The sequence below is a fragment of the Paeniglutamicibacter sp. NPDC091659 genome (assembly GCF_044756805.1).
Taxonomy (GTDB): domain Bacteria; phylum Actinomycetota; class Actinomycetes; order Actinomycetales; family Micrococcaceae; genus Paeniglutamicibacter.
The window spans coordinates 36880-55581 of the sequence record NZ_JBIVTO010000017.1; the positions used below are offsets into that span (position 1 = coordinate 36880).

16 protein-coding genes are annotated in these 18702 nt (G+C 63.2%); 13 read left to right on the forward strand and 3 right to left on the reverse strand.

All coding sequences use genetic code 11. The annotated features are described in order from the left end of the window. The first annotated feature begins 1 nt into the window (after position 1). From ACIQLF_RS20855 to ACIQLF_RS20890, 8 genes are all read left to right on the forward strand, one after another. Positions 2 to 943, forward strand: coding sequence for an ABC transporter permease (locus ACIQLF_RS20855; RefSeq protein WP_400302853.1), 942 nt, complete (start codon positions 2 to 4; stop codon positions 941 to 943). Beyond that, positions 940 to 2811, forward strand: coding sequence for a dipeptide/oligopeptide/nickel ABC transporter permease/ATP-binding protein (locus ACIQLF_RS20860; RefSeq protein ID WP_400302856.1), 1872 nt, complete (start codon positions 940 to 942; stop codon positions 2809 to 2811). Before ACIQLF_RS20855 ends, ACIQLF_RS20860 begins: the two co-directional genes overlap by 4 nt. Then, positions 2808 to 3686, forward strand: a complete 879-nt coding sequence (locus ACIQLF_RS20865) for an ATP-binding cassette domain-containing protein (protein WP_400302858.1) — start codon at positions 2808 to 2810, stop codon at positions 3684 to 3686. The genes ACIQLF_RS20860 and ACIQLF_RS20865 overlap by 4 nt, the downstream gene beginning before the upstream one ends. Positions 3687 to 3753: 67 nt before the next feature. After that, positions 3754 to 4644: a sugar phosphate isomerase/epimerase family protein gene (locus ACIQLF_RS20870; protein ID WP_400302860.1), complete on the forward strand. Its 891-nt coding sequence runs from the start codon at positions 3754 to 3756 to the stop codon at positions 4642 to 4644. Positions 4645 to 4669: 25 nt separating this feature from the next. Next, positions 4670 to 5842, forward strand: a complete 1173-nt coding sequence (locus ACIQLF_RS20875; RefSeq protein ID WP_400302863.1) for a Gfo/Idh/MocA family protein — start codon at positions 4670 to 4672, stop codon at positions 5840 to 5842. Between the two features lie 294 nt (positions 5843 to 6136). After that, the gene (gene uidA, locus ACIQLF_RS20880) at positions 6137 to 7960 is read left to right on the forward strand and encodes a beta-glucuronidase (RefSeq protein ID WP_400302866.1); all 1824 of its coding nucleotides are present in this window, start codon (positions 6137 to 6139) and stop codon (positions 7958 to 7960) included. A 109-nt stretch (positions 7961 to 8069) separates the two neighbouring features. After that, the gene (gene uidB, locus ACIQLF_RS20885; protein WP_400302868.1) at positions 8070 to 9452 is read left to right on the forward strand and encodes a glucuronide transporter; all 1383 of its coding nucleotides are present in this window, start codon (positions 8070 to 8072) and stop codon (positions 9450 to 9452) included. 325 nt (positions 9453 to 9777) lie between these two features. After that, the gene (locus ACIQLF_RS20890; protein WP_400302871.1) at positions 9778 to 10986 is read left to right on the forward strand and encodes an amidohydrolase family protein; all 1209 of its coding nucleotides are present in this window, start codon (positions 9778 to 9780) and stop codon (positions 10984 to 10986) included. Positions 10987 to 11095: 109 nt separating this feature from the next. Here the strand turns inward: ACIQLF_RS20890 and ACIQLF_RS20895 are convergent, their stop codons facing one another. Together ACIQLF_RS20895 and ACIQLF_RS20900 are read right to left on the reverse strand one after the other, a co-directional pair. Further along, positions 11096 to 11890 carry an HAD-IIA family hydrolase gene (locus tag ACIQLF_RS20895; RefSeq protein WP_400302897.1) on the reverse strand — a complete coding sequence of 265 codons (795 nt, stop codon included), beginning with the start codon at positions 11888 to 11890 and terminating at the stop codon, positions 11096 to 11098. 127 nt (positions 11891 to 12017) lie between these two features. Continuing rightward, positions 12018 to 13025 carry a magnesium and cobalt transport protein CorA gene (locus ACIQLF_RS20900; RefSeq protein WP_400302874.1) on the reverse strand — a complete coding sequence of 336 codons (1008 nt, stop codon included), beginning with the start codon at positions 13023 to 13025 and terminating at the stop codon, positions 12018 to 12020. 291 nt (positions 13026 to 13316) lie between these two features. Here ACIQLF_RS20900 and ACIQLF_RS20905 point away from each other — a divergent pair, with 291 nt between their 5' ends. The 5 genes from ACIQLF_RS20905 to ACIQLF_RS20925 all read left to right on the forward strand — a co-directional run bounded on the left by ACIQLF_RS20905 (position 13317) and on the right by ACIQLF_RS20925 (position 17928). Beyond that, positions 13317 to 13922: a TrmH family RNA methyltransferase gene (locus ACIQLF_RS20905; RefSeq protein WP_400302900.1), complete on the forward strand. Its 606-nt coding sequence runs from the start codon at positions 13317 to 13319 to the stop codon at positions 13920 to 13922. Positions 13923 to 14278: 356 nt separating this feature from the next. Further along, entirely contained in the window at positions 14279 to 15667 is a 1389-nt protein-coding gene (locus ACIQLF_RS20910) for a peptidoglycan DD-metalloendopeptidase family protein (RefSeq protein ID WP_400302877.1), read from the forward strand. Positions 15668 to 15834: 167 nt separating this feature from the next. Next, positions 15835 to 16857, forward strand: coding sequence for a class II fructose-bisphosphate aldolase (gene fbaA / locus ACIQLF_RS20915; RefSeq protein ID WP_400302880.1), 1023 nt, complete (start codon positions 15835 to 15837; stop codon positions 16855 to 16857). A gap of 2 nt (positions 16858 to 16859) precedes the next feature. Next, positions 16860 to 17279: a DUF3151 domain-containing protein gene (locus ACIQLF_RS20920; protein WP_400302883.1), complete on the forward strand. Its 420-nt coding sequence runs from the start codon at positions 16860 to 16862 to the stop codon at positions 17277 to 17279. A 217-nt stretch (positions 17280 to 17496) separates the two neighbouring features. Further along, a complete protein-coding gene (locus tag ACIQLF_RS20925; RefSeq protein WP_400302886.1) occupies positions 17497 to 17928 on the forward strand; it encodes an SRPBCC family protein in 432 nt (143 codons plus the stop codon). 31 nt (positions 17929 to 17959) lie between these two features. On the opposite strand, the gene ACIQLF_RS20930 is transcribed toward ACIQLF_RS20925, so the two are convergent. Then, positions 17960 to 18454, reverse strand: coding sequence for an Lrp/AsnC family transcriptional regulator (locus ACIQLF_RS20930; RefSeq protein ID WP_400302888.1), 495 nt, complete (start codon positions 18452 to 18454; stop codon positions 17960 to 17962). Positions 18455 to 18702 lie beyond the last annotated feature (248 nt).

Here is an 18702-nt window from a genome sequence, read left to right on the forward strand (position 1 = left end):
CGTGATCACGTTTATTGCCAAACGACTGGGCAGCGGAGCGGTGGTGCTGTTCGCCGTGTCTGTCCTGACATTCGTCCTGCTGTATGTCTCCAGCGGGTCCATCGCCAGGAACATCCTTGGCGATGCAGCCAGCGCCGAGCAGGTCGCACTCAAGGAGCAGGAGCTCGGTCTCGACCAGCCCCTGGTGCTGCGCTACTTCGGCTGGCTGGGGAACGCCCTGCGCGGGGACCTGGGCGCATCCTGGTTCACCTCGGAGCCCGTGGCCAACTCGTTGGCCACCCGCATTCCGGTCACCATGACCATGGTGTTCACCGCGATGATCCTCATCGCGATCATCGCGGCCCTGGTCGGGGTGCTGGCCGCGGTGAAGCGGGGCTGGGTCGACCGACTCGTCCAGATCGGCGCCGTGATCGGAGATTCGATCCCGGGCTTTGTCATTGGCATTATTCTGGTCACTTTCCTGGCAATCCAGGCGGGGCTCTTTCCGGCCACCAGCACCATCTCTCCAGGATCGGGCCCCGCAGCCTGGGTCTATTCGATGACCCTTCCGGTCATCGCCCTGTTGATCAACGGGGTCACCGGCGGCGCGCAGCAGATCCGCAGCGCCGTCATCAAGCAGCTCGAGAAGGACTACGTCCGCACGCTGCGAAGCCGCGGCATCGGCGAGAGGGAAATCCTCTTCAAGCACGTGCTGCGCAGCGCGGCCCCCGCCGGCCTGACCGTGTTGAGCCTGCAGCTGATCGGCATGCTCGGCGGCGTGGTCATCATCGAGCAGATCTTCGCGCTGCCCGGCATGGGCCCGCTCGCGGTCATGGCAACCGGCCAATCGGACCTGCCCGTGGTCATGGGCGTGGTCATGTACACGGTCGTCGTGGTGATCATCGTGAATCTGCTGGTCGACATCCTCAACGGCTGGCTCAACCCGAAGGTGCGTGTCTCATGAGTGAATCCGTCAAGACCGCGGAGGAACTGGCCCCGGTTGCCCCGGCAGCCCCGGCGGCAGCGGCACCCACGGGCCAGAGCGGCACGGTGGTCCGCTCGACGGCGCTGCGCCGGTTGTTCAAGAACCCGATGGGCATCATTGCCATCGCCATCCTGCTGGTCGTCGTGCTGCTCACGGCGCTGGCCCCGATGCTGGCCCCGTTCGACCAGAACTACGCCAACATCGCCAAGACGCTGGCCGCACCGGACAGCGTGAACATCATGGGCACCGACAGTGCCGGGCGCGACGTCTGGAGCAGGCTCCTCTTCGGCGGCCAACTCACGCTGCTCTCGGCGCTGCTGTGCGCGGCCGTGGCCATAGCCATCGGCCTGCCCGCGGGCCTGATCGCCGGATACTACGCGGGGCTCTTCGAGAGCGTCTCCAACTGGATCGTCGGCATCCTGATGAGCCTTCCCGGGCTGATCGTGCTGTTGACCATCCGTGCGGCCTTCGGCCCCTCGGTGTGGGTGGCCATGATCGCCTTCGGCGTGCTGCTCTCCCCGTCCTACTTCCGGCTGACACGCTCCGCCGTGCAGTCGGTCCGCAACGAACTGTACGTCGACGCCGCGCGGGTCTCCGGCCTGTCGGACGGCCGCATCATGGCCAGGCACATCTTCTCGGTGGTCCGCGCGCCCATCATCATCCAGACCGCGGCCATTGCCGGTGTTGCCATTTCCATCCAGTCGGCGCTTGAGTTCCTGGGCCTGGGCGACCCGTCCAAGGCCACCTGGGGCGTCATGCTCAGCGAGGGATTCAAGAACGTCTACCTCAAGCCGACCCTGCTGTTCTGGCCGGCCTTCGCCATGGCGTTGACCATCGGCGGCCTGGTTTTGCTGGGCAACGCCATCCGCGATGCGCTCGAGGACGGCGAAAAGATCAAGGCCCGCCGCATCCCCCAGGCCCCGAAGACCGGGCCAACGGAAACCCCGGTGCGCACCAACCGCAAGAACGTTGCGGCAGTGGATTCGGGAACCGAGCACCACCTGGTCAAGGTCACCAACCTGGGGGTCGGCTACCCGCAGGCCGACGGGTCCGTCAAGAAGGTCGTTGACAACGTCTCCTTCCACGTGGACCGCGGCGAGATACTGGGCATCGTGGGCGAATCCGGGTCCGGCAAGTCGCAGACCGCGTTCTCCATCCTGGGTTTGCTGCCGGACACCGCGCGGATCGTGGCCGGATCCATCCAGTTCGACGGCAACTACACCGTCGCCCCGGGGGACACGACGGTGGGCCAGGACCGGCTGACCAAGCTGCGCGGCAAGCGCATCTCCTACATCCCGCAGGAGCCGATGAGCAACCTGGATCCGGCCTTCACCATCGGATACCAGCTGGTCACCCCGATGGTGCGGATCTTGGGCATCTCCAAGGCGGAGGCCAAGGCCCGGGCCCTGAAGCTGCTGGGCGACGTCGGCATCGTGAACCCGGAGCGCACCTTCGGCGCCTACCCGCACGAGGTTTCCGGCGGCATGGCCCAGCGCGTGCTGATCGCCGGCGCCATCAGTTGCGAACCCGACCTGTTGATCGCCGACGAGCCAACCACCGCGTTGGACGTGACGGTGCAGGCCGAGATCCTCGACCTGCTGCGCGAGCTACGCGACCGGCTGGACATCGGGGTCATCATGGTGACCCACAACTTCGGCGTCGTTGCGGACCTCTGCGACCGTGTGGTGGTCATGCAGAACGGCCGGCTGGTCGAAGAAGGCCCGGTGCGGGAGATCCTGCGCACCCCGACGCAGGAGTACACCAAGATCCTGCTGTCCTCGATGCTGGAGAACAAGGAACCGATGAGCATGCTCGTCCCGTCCGCCGGAAAGGCCCGCACGCCATGACCGCAAGATCCGAAACACCACTGCTCAGCGTCGAAGACCTGGTGGTCGAATACCCGAGCCAGCGCTTTCGCGGCAAGTCGTTCCGTGCGCTGACCGACATCAACATCAGCATCGGCCGGGGCGAAACCCTGGGCCTGGTGGGGGAGTCGGGCTCCGGCAAGACCACCCTGGGCCGTGCGGTGCTGGGGCTCGCCCCGGTCACCGCCGGCAAGATCATGCTGGAAGGCAAGGACATCGGCCATGCCACCCGGAAGGAACGCCGCGCCCTGAGCAGGGATTTGCAGGTGGTCTTCCAGGACCCCTACACCTCGCTGAACCCGGCGCTGGAGATCGGCGACATCCTCGCCGAGCCGCTCAGCGTGCAGGGTATGGAACCGGCGGCCGCCCGCAAGCGCGTGCGCGAATTGCTGGACCAGGTGAACCTGCCGGCCGACGCCATCCACCGGCTGCCGCGAGAGTTCAGCGGCGGGCAGCGCCAGCGCGTGGCCATCGCCCGCGCCCTGGCCCTCTCGCCCAAGCTCATCGTCTGCGACGAACCCGTCAGCGCCCTGGACCTGACCACACAGGCCCGGGTGCTGGACCTGTTCCTGCAGATCCAAAAGGATACCGGGGTTTCCTACCTCTTCGTCTCCCACGACCTGGACGTCGTGCGGCACATCAGCCACCGCGTGGCCGTGATGTACCACGGGGAGATCGTCGAACAGGGGCCGGCAGAGGTCGTCACCCGGAACCCCGAACACCCATACACCCAACGGCTCCTGCTGGCTTCCCCGGTGCCCGACCCGGACCGCCAGGAGCAACGCCGGGCCGATCGCCACCGACTGCTGGAAATCCAGCGGCAACAACACGAGCAGGCCGGGGCGATCGCCTCCTGAGGCAGGCGAAACCCCCATCGAACACCGGACCCGGCCCTGGGTCCATCAACCAACGGAGGAATACTCAATGGCCACAATCGGCGTACAGGCAATGATGCTCAAGGACAGCTTCGCTGAGGTCGGGGCGTTCGAGACGCTGCGCAAGGTCAGCGACATCGGCTACAACGCGGTGGAGATTTCGCAGATCCCCATGACCGCTGAAAACGTCGCCGAGCTGGAGCGTTCGCAAAGCGAACTGGGCATGGACATCGCGGCGCTCTCGGTCGCCATGGAAACGCCCCCGGGCATGCCGGGGGACTCTCTGGCCGCGAACTTCGAGAAGATCGTCGATGACGCACACCGCCTGGACTCCAAACTGCTGCGCATCGGCATGCTGCCCTTCGGCGCCATGTCCTCGATCGACGCCGTGGTCGACTTCGCCAAGGCCGCCAACGGCTACGCCGAGCGCCTCGCCGAGCAGGGCCTGAAGCTCTACTACCACAACCACCACATCGAGTTCGCGAAGTTTGAGGGCAAGTACATGCTCGACATCATTGCGGAAAACTCCCCGGCCATGGGCATGGAAATCGACGTGCACTGGGTCCAGCGCGGCGGGCTCGACCCGGTGCGCACCCTGGAAAAGTACGCGGGCAAGACGGCCATGGTGCACCTGAAGGACTATCGCATCGGCCAGCTGCCGGCCTCGGCCATGGGCCTGTTGCAGGCAGGAGACTTCCCCGGCTTCATGGCCGAGTTCAAGAATGTCGTCCAATTCGCCGAGGTCGGCGAGGGCAACCTCGACTTCGCCTCGATCATCCCGACGGCGATCGCCTCCGGCGCCGAATACCTGCTGGTGGAGCAGGACGAACTCTACGGCCGCACGGTCTGGGAAGCCCTGCAGACCTCCTACGACAACCTCACCAGCCTCGGCTTCGGCGAGCTGTTCGCCGCCGAAAACACCTCGACCATTTCCGCCTAACCGGCAACGTAAGGAAGATACTCGAATGTCTGAAAACAAGACCATCCGCCTGGGAATCATCGGCCTCGGCGCCCAGGGCGGCATGTACGCCAAGTTCATTGCCGACGGCATGGTGCCGTCCATGGGCATCGGCTCGATCGCCGACACCGACCCGGCACGCCGCGCGTTCGCCGCCGAGACCTACCCCGGAATCCCGGTGTTTGAGACCCACGAGGAAATGCTGGCCAGCGGCACCGTCGACGCGGTTGTCACCTGCGTCCCGCACTACCTGCACCCGCAGATGGGCATCGACGCCATCAACGCAGGCGTCAACGTCATGGTGGAAAAGCCGGCAGGCGTCTACACCGGGCAGGTCAACGAGCTGCTGGAGGTGGCCGCGGCGAACCCGCAGGTCGCGTTCGCCATCATGTTCAACCAGCGCAACAACCCGCTGTACCAGCGTTTGAAGGAGATCGTCGAAAACGGCGAAATCGGCGCGATCCGCCGCTCCAACTGGATCATCACCACCTGGTGGCGTCCGCAGGGCTACTACAACCAGTCCGAATGGCGCGCGACCTGGGGCGGGGAAGGCGGCGGCGTGCTGGTCAACCAGGCACCGCACCAGCTGGATTTGTGGCAGTGGATCTGCGGCGTGCCGAAGTCCGTCTACGCCAAGGTCTCCTACGGCTTCCGTCGCGACATTGCCGTGGAGGACGAGGTCACCGCCGTGGCAGACTTCGGCGACGGCGTCACCGGAACCTTCATCACCGCGACCCACGACCTCACGGGCACCGACCGCTTCGAGATCCTGGGCGACCAAGGCAAGATCGTCGTCGAAGACAGCAAGACCGCGACCGTCACGCGCCTGAAGAAGCCAGAGCGCGAGCTGAGCGATTCCATGGGCATGGAGGACGTGTTCAAGCTCTTCACGGGGAGCCTGAATCCGGAGGACTACTACGAGAAGGAAACCATCGAGTTCCCCTCCGAGTGGGGAACCCAGCACGCGGGCGTCCTGGAAAACTTCGCCCAGCACATCCTCAACGGCACCGAACTGCTGGCGCCCGGCGCCGACGGCATCAACGGGGTGCGCCTGGCCAACGCCATCCACCTCTCCAGCTGGACCGGCTCCGAGGTCGGACTCGACTTCGATGAAGACCAGTTCCTGGCCGAACTGAACTCCCGGATTGTCACTGAGGGCAAGTTCGACGCACGAGTCTAGCTTTTCCGAGCTTCACGCCGGCACCCTTGGGGGTGCCGGCGTGAAGCATTTAACGGACCTCACTGGTGCCTGAGCGCCCCCGGAACCGCCACGCCCCCGGAACAACAAACACCAACTTCCCCGGCTCCGCATCCATGCCGGCCGATGGCAGCACATCGAGCCGCATGACGAATAGTTGCGGGGGCCGAGGCAACATATGGCAATTGATTGCTACTGCATCTGCGCATTCCTAGACTCAATCTCATGCTCGGTGTAGCCCAGCTCACTTTCCCCCTCAATTGCAAGGAAGCAACGATGCTTAAGCCGCAGAATTCCCCGACCCGCGAATTGGTCAACCTGGACGGTCTCTATGCCTTCCGCGTCGACCACGAGGGTAGCGGCCATGCAGAGAAATGGTTCGCCGAGCGACTTTCCACTGAGTTGGAAATGGGTGTGCCGGGAAGCTACAACGACGTTTTCACCGAACCGGAAATCCGCGATCACGTGGGTTGGGTTTGGTACCAGCGCGAGATCCGCATTCCGCGCGGCTGGAACGGGCAGCGTGTGAACCTGCGCCTGGACTCGGCCACCCACGAGGGCAACGTCTACGTCAACGACACCCTGGTGGTCTCGCACGTTGGCGGCTACATGCCGTTCGGTGCGGACATCACCGACCTGGTGACCGCGGGCGAGACTTTCCGCCTGACCATCGCCGTCAACAACACGCTCACCCAGGCGACGATTCCCCCGGGCAAGGTCGAGGCCGGCGCCAACGGGCGGGACAAACAGACCTACCTGCACGATTTCTACAACTACTCCGGCCTGCACCGCAGCCTGTGGCTGTACTCGACCCCCGAAACCACACTTGACGACGTCACCATCGTGACAGACTTCGCCGGAACCGCCGGAACCGTCGACTACACCCTCGAGCTGGCCGGTGCCACCGGAACCGAAGAGGTGCGCCTGACGGTCCTGGACGCCGACGACAACGAGGTTGCCGCCGGAACCGGCACCTCCGGTCGCCTGGACATCCCGAACGTCACCCTGTGGAAGCCGGGCGCCGGCTACCTGTACCGACTTCTCGTGGAGATCCACCGCGCCGGTGAACTCGTCGACTCCTACACCGAGAACTTCGGCGTGCGCACGGTTGCCGTGGACGGCAACCGCTTCCTGATCAACGGCGAACCGTTCAAGTTCACCGGGTTCGGCATGCACGAGGACCACATCACCATCGGCAAGGCCCACAACAACACCCTGATGGTCGCCGACTTCAATCTGTTGGCGTGGACCGGTGCCAACTCCTTCCGCACCTCGCACTACCCCTACGCCGAAGAGGTCATGGACTACGCCGACCGCCACGGACTGGTGGTCATCAACGAGACCGCCGCCGTGGGCCTGAACAACATGTTCGGTGCGGTGTTTGGCGGGGGCCCCACCCCGACCTATGCCGAGGGTGCCGTCGATGCGGCCACCGCGGCCAACCACCGCCAGGCCATCGAAGAGCTGATCCGCCGCGACAAGAACCGCCCGTCGGTGGCCATCTGGTCGATCGCCAACGAACCCAACGCACAGGAAGAAGGCGCCCGCGCCTACTTCGAGCCGTTGGCGACGCTGGCCCGCGAACTGGATCCGACCCGACCCATCGGCTACGTCAACGTCATGTTCGACACCCCCGACAAGAGCACCATCGACGACCTGTTCGACGTGCTCATGCTCAACCGCTACTACGGCTGGTACCTGCAGACCGGTGACCTCGAGGCCGCCGAGCAGGCACTCGAGGCCGAATTGCGTGCCTGGGAAGCCAAGCACGGCAAACCGATGATCATGACCGAATACGGTGCGGACACGATGGCGGGTAACCACTCCATGGTGTCCGCGCCGTGGAGCGAGGAGTACCAGGCCGATTTCCTGAGGATGTACCACCGGGTCTTTGACCGGGTGGAATCCATGGTCGGGGAACACGTCTGGAACTTTGCGGACTTCCAGACCTCCGTGGGCATCATGCGCGTGGACGGCAACAAGAAGGGCGTCTTCACCCGTGACCGCAAGCCCAAGGCGGCCGCCTTCGTCTTGCGTGAACGCTGGAGCCAGAATGCGGAAAGTCTGGAGCGAGAGCTTGTCCAGTCGCTGCGGGCATAACCCGCAGCACAAGAAGTTCACGGAGTACTACCCGCCTTCTGTTGGCGAGCGCTCCCGTCACCGAGCAGGCGTGCGCCCTGCGGCACACGCAAACGGCTTAGGAGCCATCATGAAACCACTGAAGAAAATCAGCATCATCGGCTACGGTGCCGGCGACGCCGCCAACAACCTGGCCTTCACCACGGCAACCATGTTCCTGCTGGTGTACTACACGGACGTGGCGGGAATTTCTGCCGCCGCGGCCGGCACCCTGTTGCTGGTCGTGCGGATCTTCGACGCTTTCGCCGACGTCTTTGCCGGCCGCATGGTCGACAAGACCTACTCCAAGCGGTGGGGCAAGTTCCGCCCGTTCATCATGCTTGGCTCGCTGCCGCTGCTGTTGCTGACCTTTGCCGTCTTCCACGTGCCCGGTGGGTGGAGCGCCAACGCAACGCTTGTCTACGCATACCTTTCCTACGCGGCCCTGGGACTGGCCTATTCGCTGGTGAACATCCCCTACGGCTCGCTGGCCGGGGCCATGACCCAGGATCCGTCGGAGCGGGCGAAGCTCGGAAGCGCCCGCACCATCGGTGCCTTCCTGATCGGTGCCGTCCTGGGCATGGTGGTGGCCCCGATGCTGAAGAACGACACGGACCTCCAGCCGATCTTCACGACCCTGACGGTGGTGTTCCTTGTGGCGGGCGTCGCCCTGTACATGTTCTGCGCCTTCACCGCCAAGGAACAGGTCCAGCGCGACGTGGCCCAGGTTTCACTGAAACAGAGCATCTCCACGCTCAAGGGAAACGTTCCGCTGTTGATGCTCTGCATCAGCTCGCTGGTTCTGCTCGCCGGCTCGATGACGCTGAGCACGGTGCAGCTGTACTACTTCCGCGATGTCATGGGCAACGTCGGACTCTACGCCGCGGCTTCCGGCATCCAGCTGCTGCTGGCACTGGTGCTCAGCGCTCTGATGCCGCGACTGGTGCGCCGGATCGGCAAGCACACCGTGTATATGGCGTTCGGTGGCGTGATGATGCTTGGCGGTTTGGCCGTGCTGTTGGCCCCCGCCGGTGCTGGCGTGCTGGCGGTGGTTGGCGTCAGCGTCGTGAACCTCGGCCTGTCGGGTGTCAGCATCGTGATCTGGGCGCTTGAGGCCGACACCGTCGAGTACGGCGAATGGAAAACAGGCATTCGCACCGAGGGCATCGTTTACGCCCTGTTCTCCTTCACCCGCAAGGCCGGCCAGGCCATCGGCGGCGCGTTGGCTGCCTACGCCTTGGCCTGGGGCGGCTACAACGGGGCCGCGGCCGTCCAGTCGGACCAAGCGATTCTGGGAATCCAGATCGCCGCGGGCGCCATCCCGATGGTCATGTCCGGCCTCGCTGTCCTGGTCATGTCCCGCTACAAGCTGACCGACGCGGTCCACGCCAGCATCGTCTACGACATCCGCGAACGGCGGGCGGCGGCTGCCGCGGCCAAGGCTGCACCGGCCAACGAGGATTGCCCCGCCTAAAAAACTCCCAGGGGTCGCCGGGGCCATGGCATGAGGAGAGCATGCCACCTGAAGGCGACGCGTGTTGGTCTCTCGCTATGGGGGCGAAGAGACCAACACGCGTTTTTCGTTTTTAACGGCTGGCGCGGGGAGGCCCGGGAAGCCAGGGAGATCATTTTCCAGCATTGCCTTAGGCCATGTCAGCATGGAAGAGTTGGGAACGAATACGCGACAAGGGAGTGCGATCACGCACCTGCGCGTTCTCCATGGCATCGCCCATCGAGGTGGCCGCGGTGCGGCGTCGCTACCGAACATCGAGTTTGCCGACGAGACAAGGGAACGCACTGTGCTAATCACCAACGTACGGCCATGGGGTCAGGCCCCGGTGGACATCGAGATCACCGACGGCCGCATCGGCCGCGTCGTTCCACATGTTCCCGCGCTCGCCGGAACCGGTGACGTCGATGGCCGTGGACGCCTGGGACTGCCGTCGTTCTCCGATGTCCACGTGCACCTCGATTCCACCCGGATCGGGTTGCCCTTCCGTGAACACACCGGCGCACCGGGCGTCTGGGGCATGATGCTCAACGACCGAAACAACTGGCGGGACGCCGAAATCTCCTTGCCGGAGCGCGTGGCGGGGACGTTGGAGCGCATGATTGCCCGCGGCACCACGCGGGTGCGCAGCTACGCCCAGATCGATACGGACTGCAAGCTCGAAAAGTTCGAGGCGGTGTTGGCCGCCAAGGAAAAATTCGCAGCAAGCGCCGACGTCCAGATCATGGCCTTCCCGCAGGCCGGGCTGCTGCTCGAGCCCGGGACGGTGCAGTACCTGGAAGAGTCGCTGAAGCTGGGTGCCACCGTCATGGGTGGCATCGATCCGTGCCAGCTGGACCGGGACCCGGTCAGGCACCTCGACATCGTTTTCGGCCTGGCGGACAAGTACCAGGCGGATATCGACATCCACCTGCACGAGCCCGGCCACTTGGCGCATTTCAGCACCGAACTGATCATGGAGCGCACCCGGGCGTTGGGCATGGAAGGGCGAGTCACGCTCTCGCACGCCTACGAGCTGGGCAACGTCTCCGACGCCGCGACCGAGCGGGTCATGGAGGGGATGAGCGCGCTGGATATTTCGTGGGCGACGGTTGCCCCGACGACCTCCGGGAAGCAGTTCAACCTCGCCGCCATGACCGAGGCGGGAATCCGCGTGGGGCTGGGCGAGGACGGCCAGCGTGACTACTGGAGTCCCTACGGGGATTGCGACCTGCTCTCGCGCACCTGGCAGCTGGCATTCACCCACGGGCTGCGGCAGGACGAGCTGATCGAACATGCCGCGGCCATTGCGACCTGGGGCGGTGCCACGATCATGGACCGGACGTTGTCCCGCCTTGGTGCGACGACCGACAGGCCGGGATTCCGAGTGGGGGATCGCGCGGACTTGGTGCTGCTGGCGGGGGAGACCGTGACCAGTGCGGTGATGGACCGCGGCAACGACCGAACCGTCATCCACGACGGCCGCGTCGTTGCGGACCAGCTGGTTCTGATTGGTTAGTGGCCGATCCCCATACGGGGAAATCCACCACGGTTCAGGCAAAAACCGTGGCCGCGCCGGAACACCCGACGCGGCCATAGAAATAAGAGTTTGACGTTTAGAAGGTTTCCTAGTCCTCGTTGGAACCCGCGACGATCCCGGAACCGTCTTCGTTGGTGCCCTGGATCAGTTCGGCGTGGATTTCGGCCACGGACGGGTACTCCAGGTCCGCGCGGAACGGGAACGACGCAACATCTTCAGGCTGGGTGATGCCGGTGTGTACCAGGACAGTCAGCAGGCCAGCCTCCATGCCCGCGATGATGTCGGTGTCCATGCGGTCGCCAATCATGGCGGTGGTTTCCGAATGCGCATCGATGCGGTTCAACGCCGAGCGGAACATCATCGGGTTGGGCTTGCCCACCACGTAGGGAACACGGGAGGTTGCCTGCGTAATCAGTGCGGCCACGGCACCGGTGGCCGGCAGCAACCCTTCGGGGGACGGCCCCGTGGCGTCCGGGTTGGTGGTGATGAACCGTGCACCGTCGCTGATCAGGCGAATCGCCTTGGTGATCGCCTCGAAGGAATAGGTGCGGGTCTCACCCAGCACCACGTAGTCGGGTTCCTGGTCGGTCAGGATGAAGCCGGCGTCATGCAACGCCGTGGTCAGTCCGGCCTCGCCGATCACGAAGGCGCGGCCTCCCGGACGCTGGCGGCGCAGGAACTCCGCGGTAGCCATGGCAGAGGTCCAGATGTTCTTTTCCGGAACGTCCAGCCCCGAAGTCAACAGCCGCGCTCGCAGGTCACGCGGGGTGTAGATCGAATTATTGGTCAGCACCAGGAATCGCTTGCCGGTGGCGACCCAATGCCCGATCATCTTGGCGGCTCCCGGGATGGCCTGGTTTTCGTGCACCAGCACCCCATCCATATCCGTGAGCCAGCAGTTGATGTCATTCACGGTGCGTGGTTCATGCGTTGGCACTTTAGGGGTCCTTTCGGGGAATACCTGAGGTGATAAGTCTTTCAGGTTCAAACGGCGTGGTGAAGCGGATAGGTCACAACCAGTTGTTTTTCTTGAAAACAACGAACAGTCCCAGGCTGAGCACCACCATGAGGCCCAGTGCGACGGGATAGCCCCACGTGAAAAGCAATTCCGGCATGTGGGCAAAATTCATCCCGTAAATGCTGCCAATCAAACTCGGAGCGAACAGGATCGCTGCCCAGGACGAGATCTTTTTCATTTGCTCGTTCTGCGTCACCCCGGCTTCGGTGGCCTGCTGGGAAGCGAGGGTTGAGGACAGTGAGAGCGCGTTGGCAAGCAGGGCCCTGAAGGATGCGACGCGTTCGGCCAAACGAATGGCGTGGTCCTGCACGTCGATGAATTTCCTGTCCAGCTCCAGTGCGTCATCGGGCGCAAGATCCGTGAGCTTGAGGTCCTTGCGCAGCCGCTCGATCACCGAATCGAGCGGAGCGACGGCCCGCTGGAACTCAATGACTTCCCGGGAAAGTTCATAGATGCGCCGGGAAACGTTGTTCTCGCCGGAAAACAACTGCTCCTCGATCTCGTCGATGTCAATGCTCAGGCCTGCGGCAACCGGTTCATATTCATCGACTACTTGGTCGATCACCGCATAGAGAACGGCTTCGGGCCCCATGGCCAGGAGCTCCCGTTCGTCTTCCATGCGTTTGCGGACCTCCCCGATATTGGGTGATTCGGCGTGCCGGACAGTCACCACAAAATCGGCCCCGACGTATACGTGGAGCTCCCCGAACTCAACCTTTTCAACGTCATCGAGATAGCGTGCGGGGCGCAATACGACAAAGAGATGGTCGCCGTAGTGGTCAATCTTGGGGCGTTGGTGGCCGGCGAGGGTGTCCTCAACGGCAAGTTCATGGAGGCCCAGCTCTTCGGAGACCTCGCGCATTTCCTGGGCGTTCGGCCGGTACAGCCCGAGCCATCCCATTCCGCCGGTCTCCTTCATCGATTCAAAGGTCGAGCTCAAATCCGGTGGATGGATGACCCGTTTCCCATGCACGTAGATCGCGTTGTCAATGATGGGCATGGATCCTCCGGATGCAGTGGCCGGATGGATATCCGGCGCAAAAATTTGGTGCTGTCGCCAGTTTGCCACCACGGCGTCGAAAACTCTCACCGGTGGCACGACGCCCGAGTGCCGCCCGCGGGTTCCTTGGCATCACCGGGCCCTGCGGCATGAGGAGCCCTGGCACCCGTCTCACTTGGGCGATGCCGAGGGCTGCAGGCGAACGACTACCCTTGAGTGGTGACTCCTGCCGCTGAAACGAACGCATCCGTACCCGTCGAAACCGCTCCCGAATTCGAGGAGCGCCCCGAAGTGGGCGTTGGCCCGTGGGAGGGTGAGTGGCCGACCGAAGAGCACTACGACCATGAACTTCTGGAAGCGGGAGACCGGCGCAACGTTGCCGACAAGTACCGCTACTGGACCATGGACGCGATCATCGCAGACCTGGACGAGCGCCGCCACGACTTCCATATTGCCATTGAGAATTGGCAGCATGACATGAACATCGGCACAGTGGTGCGCACGGCCAACGCCTTCCTGGCCAAGGAAGTCCACATTATCGGTCGTCGCCGCTGGAATCGCCGGGGAGCAATGGTGACCGACCGCTACCAGCACGTCCGCCACCACCCCACAGTCGAAGATTTCGTGGCATGGGCCAAGGAGGAAGGGCTGGCGATCATCGGTATCGACATCTTCCCGGATTCCGTGCAGCTTGAGACCTACGAATTGCCGCGTAATTGCGTGCTTGTCTTTGGGCAGGAGGGCCCGGGGCTCAGCGAGGAAGTCCACCAGTCGGCCGAGGCCACGCTGTCCATTGAGCAATTTGGCTCCACCCGTTCCATCAACGCAGCCTCTGCCGCGGGCATCGCCATGCACGCCTGGATCCGTCGCCACGTATTTAACCAAAAAGTCGGTTAAAGCTTGGGAAAACCTTGTTCTTCCGGCGAATCGCAAAAGAGTGGCCTGCCGGCTATTCTCTGATCCGCGCACCTCGGATACGGTAATGCCTAAGTGTTCAGTTCCTGGGGAAGCTGGATCCAATGGCTGGTTCCGACCGATGATCCATCCTCTGTATTTGCGTTGCATTGAGCATGTCGTTTCACATGAGGATGGGGGATTTCATCGTGAGGAAGCACCAAATAAATCGTGCTCGGGGTGTGCACCCGAAGAGCAAACAAAAAAACCGGCTTTCCAGGGTTTCAACCCTGGGCATTGTTGTTGCCGCAGCGGTTACGCTATCGGGCGCCCCCGGTCTGGGTTTTGCAGATGAGCCGTTGGAAGCGGGGGCCTCCTCGAAAAATGCGGTTGCCCCGGCCGTATACGTTCAACCCGTAAACGTCTCGCTACTCAGCGATGTTGACGCAATCAGCTGGGATTCGCTGGAATTCACCAGCACCGCCCTGGACAGCGGACTGGCTTCGGGGCCAAATGCAGGCGCAGAGATCGGCCAATCAGCAGGGAACCCGGTCTTCGGGGCCGGTGGGCAAAGCACCCTCATGCTGGCGGGACAACGCCTGGGTGTGCGGGGCATACTGCCCGGTCAGCTTCAGCTGATCCACCCGGTTACCTCCAGGAACATCACCAGCCCCTACGGGTGGCGCCACAATCCGACCGGAGCCGGCACCCAGGTCCATATCGGCCAGGACTACGCAATCGCATGCGGATCCCCGGTCTACGCGGCAGCAGACGGCACCGTGGTTCAATCCGCATGGGCCGGCCATTCCGGAATGCGAGTGACCCTAGACCACGGGAATTCCGTGAGGACCGGCTATAGCCACAATTCCCGGTTGATCGCCAAGGTCGGCGACCAGATCAAGCAGGGCCAAATCATTGCGTTGAGCGGAACAACCGGGAATTCCACAGGTTGCCACGTGCACTTCGAAGTCATCGTGAATGGCCAGTGGAACGATCCCCGAAATTTCCTGCCCGGCATTCCGGGGCAGCCCAATCCGTTGTTTGATTCGCACGATACGAGGATCACTGCCGAGCCGATCCGCAATACCGGTGCGCCTCATTACGGGATCGAGAACGGGCACGACCTGGAAATCGATTTGCCGCCGGAGCCCGTTGTGCACGCACCGTCCAAGAAGCCTCATGAGGCTTCACCGGATGCCGGATCCAAGCCAAAGCCGCCGGCGAAGGACCACGACAAGAAGCCGACAAAGAAGCCGACAAAGAAGCCTGACACCAAGCCATCGCCCGTTCCGTCGCCCAAGCCCAGCGTCAAGCCGACGCCGCCGCCGGTTGAGCCACCGGTTTCGACCAAGCCTTCGACGACTCCGAAGCCAACACCAAGCCCAACGCCGACGAAGCCACCGACCACGCCACCGGCTTCGAGCACGCAGACTCCGACGAAGCCGCCGGTTTCAACCACGCAGACTCCGAAGGAGACCACAGCCCCTGCTCCGCCAACCACTTCGGCACCTCCGGAGAAGGAAGTGGCGCCACAGCGACCGTCCAGCCCGCCGGCCGAGAAGCCGGCAGAAGTTGTTCCCGAACCCGAAGCCAAGCCTGTGGTTCCGGCCGGCGCGGCAAGCGAGGAAATCGCTGCGCTTTCCAACGAGGAAATCGCAACGCTTCTGAAGGAAAGGGAAAAGCTCTCGGCTGCAAGAATCGCCGCACTTCTGGAGGAACAAGTCAGGCGCGCCGCCAAGTTGGACTAGCGAAGGGGGCGCCGGGAAAGGCTCGCAGCGGCTTCCGAGAGGCGGCCCTGCGCGACATGACTGGGCGCAACCCGTCATGTCGTAAGCGATCAACGTCACGTGTCGATAGGATGGGTGTAGCCAACGAGGTCTACTCCCCACAATTCCTTATCTACACAGGAGTCAGTATGCCCATCGCAACCCCGGAACAGTACAACGCCATGATTGATTCTGCGAAGGCCGGCGGATACGCCTTCCCCGCAGTCAACGTGACGTCGTCGCAGACCCTGAATGCCGCAATTCGTGGCTTCGCGGAAGCAGAATCCGACGGAATCATTCAGGTCTCCACCGGTGGCGCAGCCTACTGGTCGGGTGCCTCCATTAAGAACATGGTCACCGGTTCCCTGGCCTTCGCCGCCTTCGCGCGCGAAGTAGCCAAGAGCTACGGCGTGAACATCGCCCTGCATACCGACCACTGCCCGGCAGACAAGCTCGATGACTTCGTGCTCCCGCTGCTTGCAGCATCCGAGGCAGAGGTCGCGGCCGGCCGCAACCCGTTCTTCAACTCCCACATGTGGGACGGCTCCGCCGAAACCCTTGAAGAGAACCTGCGCATCGCGGCCGAGCTGCTGCCGCGCACCGCCGCGGCAAAGCAGATCCTCGAGGTCGAAATCGGCGCTGTCGGCGGCGAAGAGGACGGCGTCGAAAACGCCATCAACGACAAGCTGTACTCGACCGTTGAGGACGCCCTTGCCACCGTTGCCGCTCTCGGCTCCGGCGAAAACGGCCGCTACATCACCGCACTGACCTTCGGCAACGTGCACGGCGTGTACAAGCCGGGCAACGTGAAGCTGCGCCCGGAGATCCTCAAGGACATCCAGGAGCAGGTAGGCGCCAAGCTCGGCAAGGCCAACCCGTTCGACCTGGTCTTCCACGGCGGCTCGGGTTCCAGCGACAAGGAAATCGCCGATGCGGTTTCCTACGGTGTCATCAAGATGAACATCGACACCGACACCCAGTACGCCTTCACCCGCCCGGTGGCGGGCCACATGCTCGCCAACTACGACGGCGTGCTGAAGATCGACGGCGAAATCGGCAACAAGAAGACCTACGACCCGCGCGTCTGGGGTGCCAAGGCCGAGGAGTCGATGGCCGCCCGCATCGCCGCTGCCGCGGTTCAGCTTGGTTCTGCAGGAAAGAGCCTGAAGTAACCATGGCCGATCTTGGAGCAAACCTGCTGGGCATCCCCGAAACCCTGCTGCCCGAAGAGGTAGAGGTCAACGCACGTCTGGCCGCCGGCGACGAGGCAGTGGACATTGCCGCTGCCTTCCCGGCTTCCTCGCTGGGCTGGGCCCTGCTGGCCGACGAGGCGCACGCTGAGGGCCGCTTTGTCGAGTCCTACGCATACTCCCGCGTTGGCTACCACCGCGGCCTGGACTCCCTGCGCAAGTCCGGATGGCGCGGGCAGGGTCCAGTGCCGTGGCGCCACGTACCCAACCGCGGCTTCCTGCGCTCGCTGTACGCGCTGCAGCGTGCCGCTGCAGCCATTGGCGAAACCGAGGAAGTCGACCGTATCGGCCGCTTCCTCAACGACTCTGACCCGCTGGCGGTTGCCGCCATCGAAGCCGAGTAGCCTTTCGCCGGCAATGCCATGAAAGTTGTCCGTGCAAACATCGCGTTTGCACGGACAACTTTTGGGTTAAGGGCCAGCGAGTTTCGGTAACGGCGCTGGCCGGGCCTTAAATCGTTCGCGCTGGATTCCGTCTGGTCAGCCATTGGTCGATCCTGAGGGCGAAGTTTCGTTTACGATAAGCGTTTCATTCCCGGCCGCTTCGTGGCACGATTCGGCCATGACACGCTTTCAGGCTTTGGACGTTCAGGAGTCGATTCACGTTCCCGCTACACGGGTCTGGTTCTTGCTCACGGATTGGGTGGCCGCACCGAAATGGATGCCCGGCGTCGACTCGATGGAGGCTGAACAGCTCACGACGACCCCTGGGACGGTACTTGATTACCGCTCCGGGGAGCATGAACGTCAGCTCGTTATCACCGAGTTGGAGGATGGGCAATCCATTACGCTGGCGACCGGCAGCGGTGACGTCAGCGTTCTTTACAGCTACGAGCTTTCGGAGGGATCGGGGCAAACCACGGTTCGGCTCCTGGTAAGTGTTGAAGCCGCGGCCGAACTCGAGGATGAGGTTGGCGAGCTACTCGCCGCGATTGCCGATTCGGAATCCGGAACCCTGAAGGCGCTGCGAATCTATGCGGAGGCCGCGCCCTAAGCCGAGGCGTTCTGCTTTTGTTGGGACGCCGTCACCCCTCAGGGGAAAGATGCTCGAAAACGAGATTGGTTTGGGTTGAGGCGAACGCCGCCTTGGCCCCGAGGTGCTGGGCAACGAAATCCCGCAAGGTTTCAACCGACTGGCAGATGACGTGGACAAGAATGTCCGGCGTTCCACCCAGAACAAAAACGTCCTGCACCTCCGGCAACGCCTGCAAGGCCCTGGCTGCTTCCAGCATTTCGTTCCGCGCGTCGGGGCGAACCATGACTGACACCATTGCTGTTACCTGCAATCCCAGTAGTCGGGGGTTTATGTCTGCATGGAACCCTCGAATGACACCAGCGTCCTGTAGCGCACGGACTCGACCCAGGCACGTCGATGCGGCAATCCCTGCCCGGGAAGCCAGCAGGTTGTTGGGGGTCCGCGCGTCCTTGCTGAGTTCCTGAAGGATGATCAGATCGGCGTCGTCGAGCCGAACAGTATTCTGTTGTCGGTGATGGTTCTTGATGCTTCCCGAATTCAACACGAAATTCTCCTTAGAATCTGAGCACTTATTCACCACGCTACCAATGTATTGGTGAATAATTCTATGATTAGCCAACAGCATTGAGGGGTTGCGGCTTGAGCCAGGCCTTTCGATACGTCAAGAAAGGCAACAATCTCCATGAGCACCCACACCCTTCGAACCGACCGTGCAAGCTTGCAGGCGGCCGACAAAAACGACAGCTTGGCTCGTTTCCGCGAGCGCTTCTCGCTGCCTGAGGGGTTGATCTA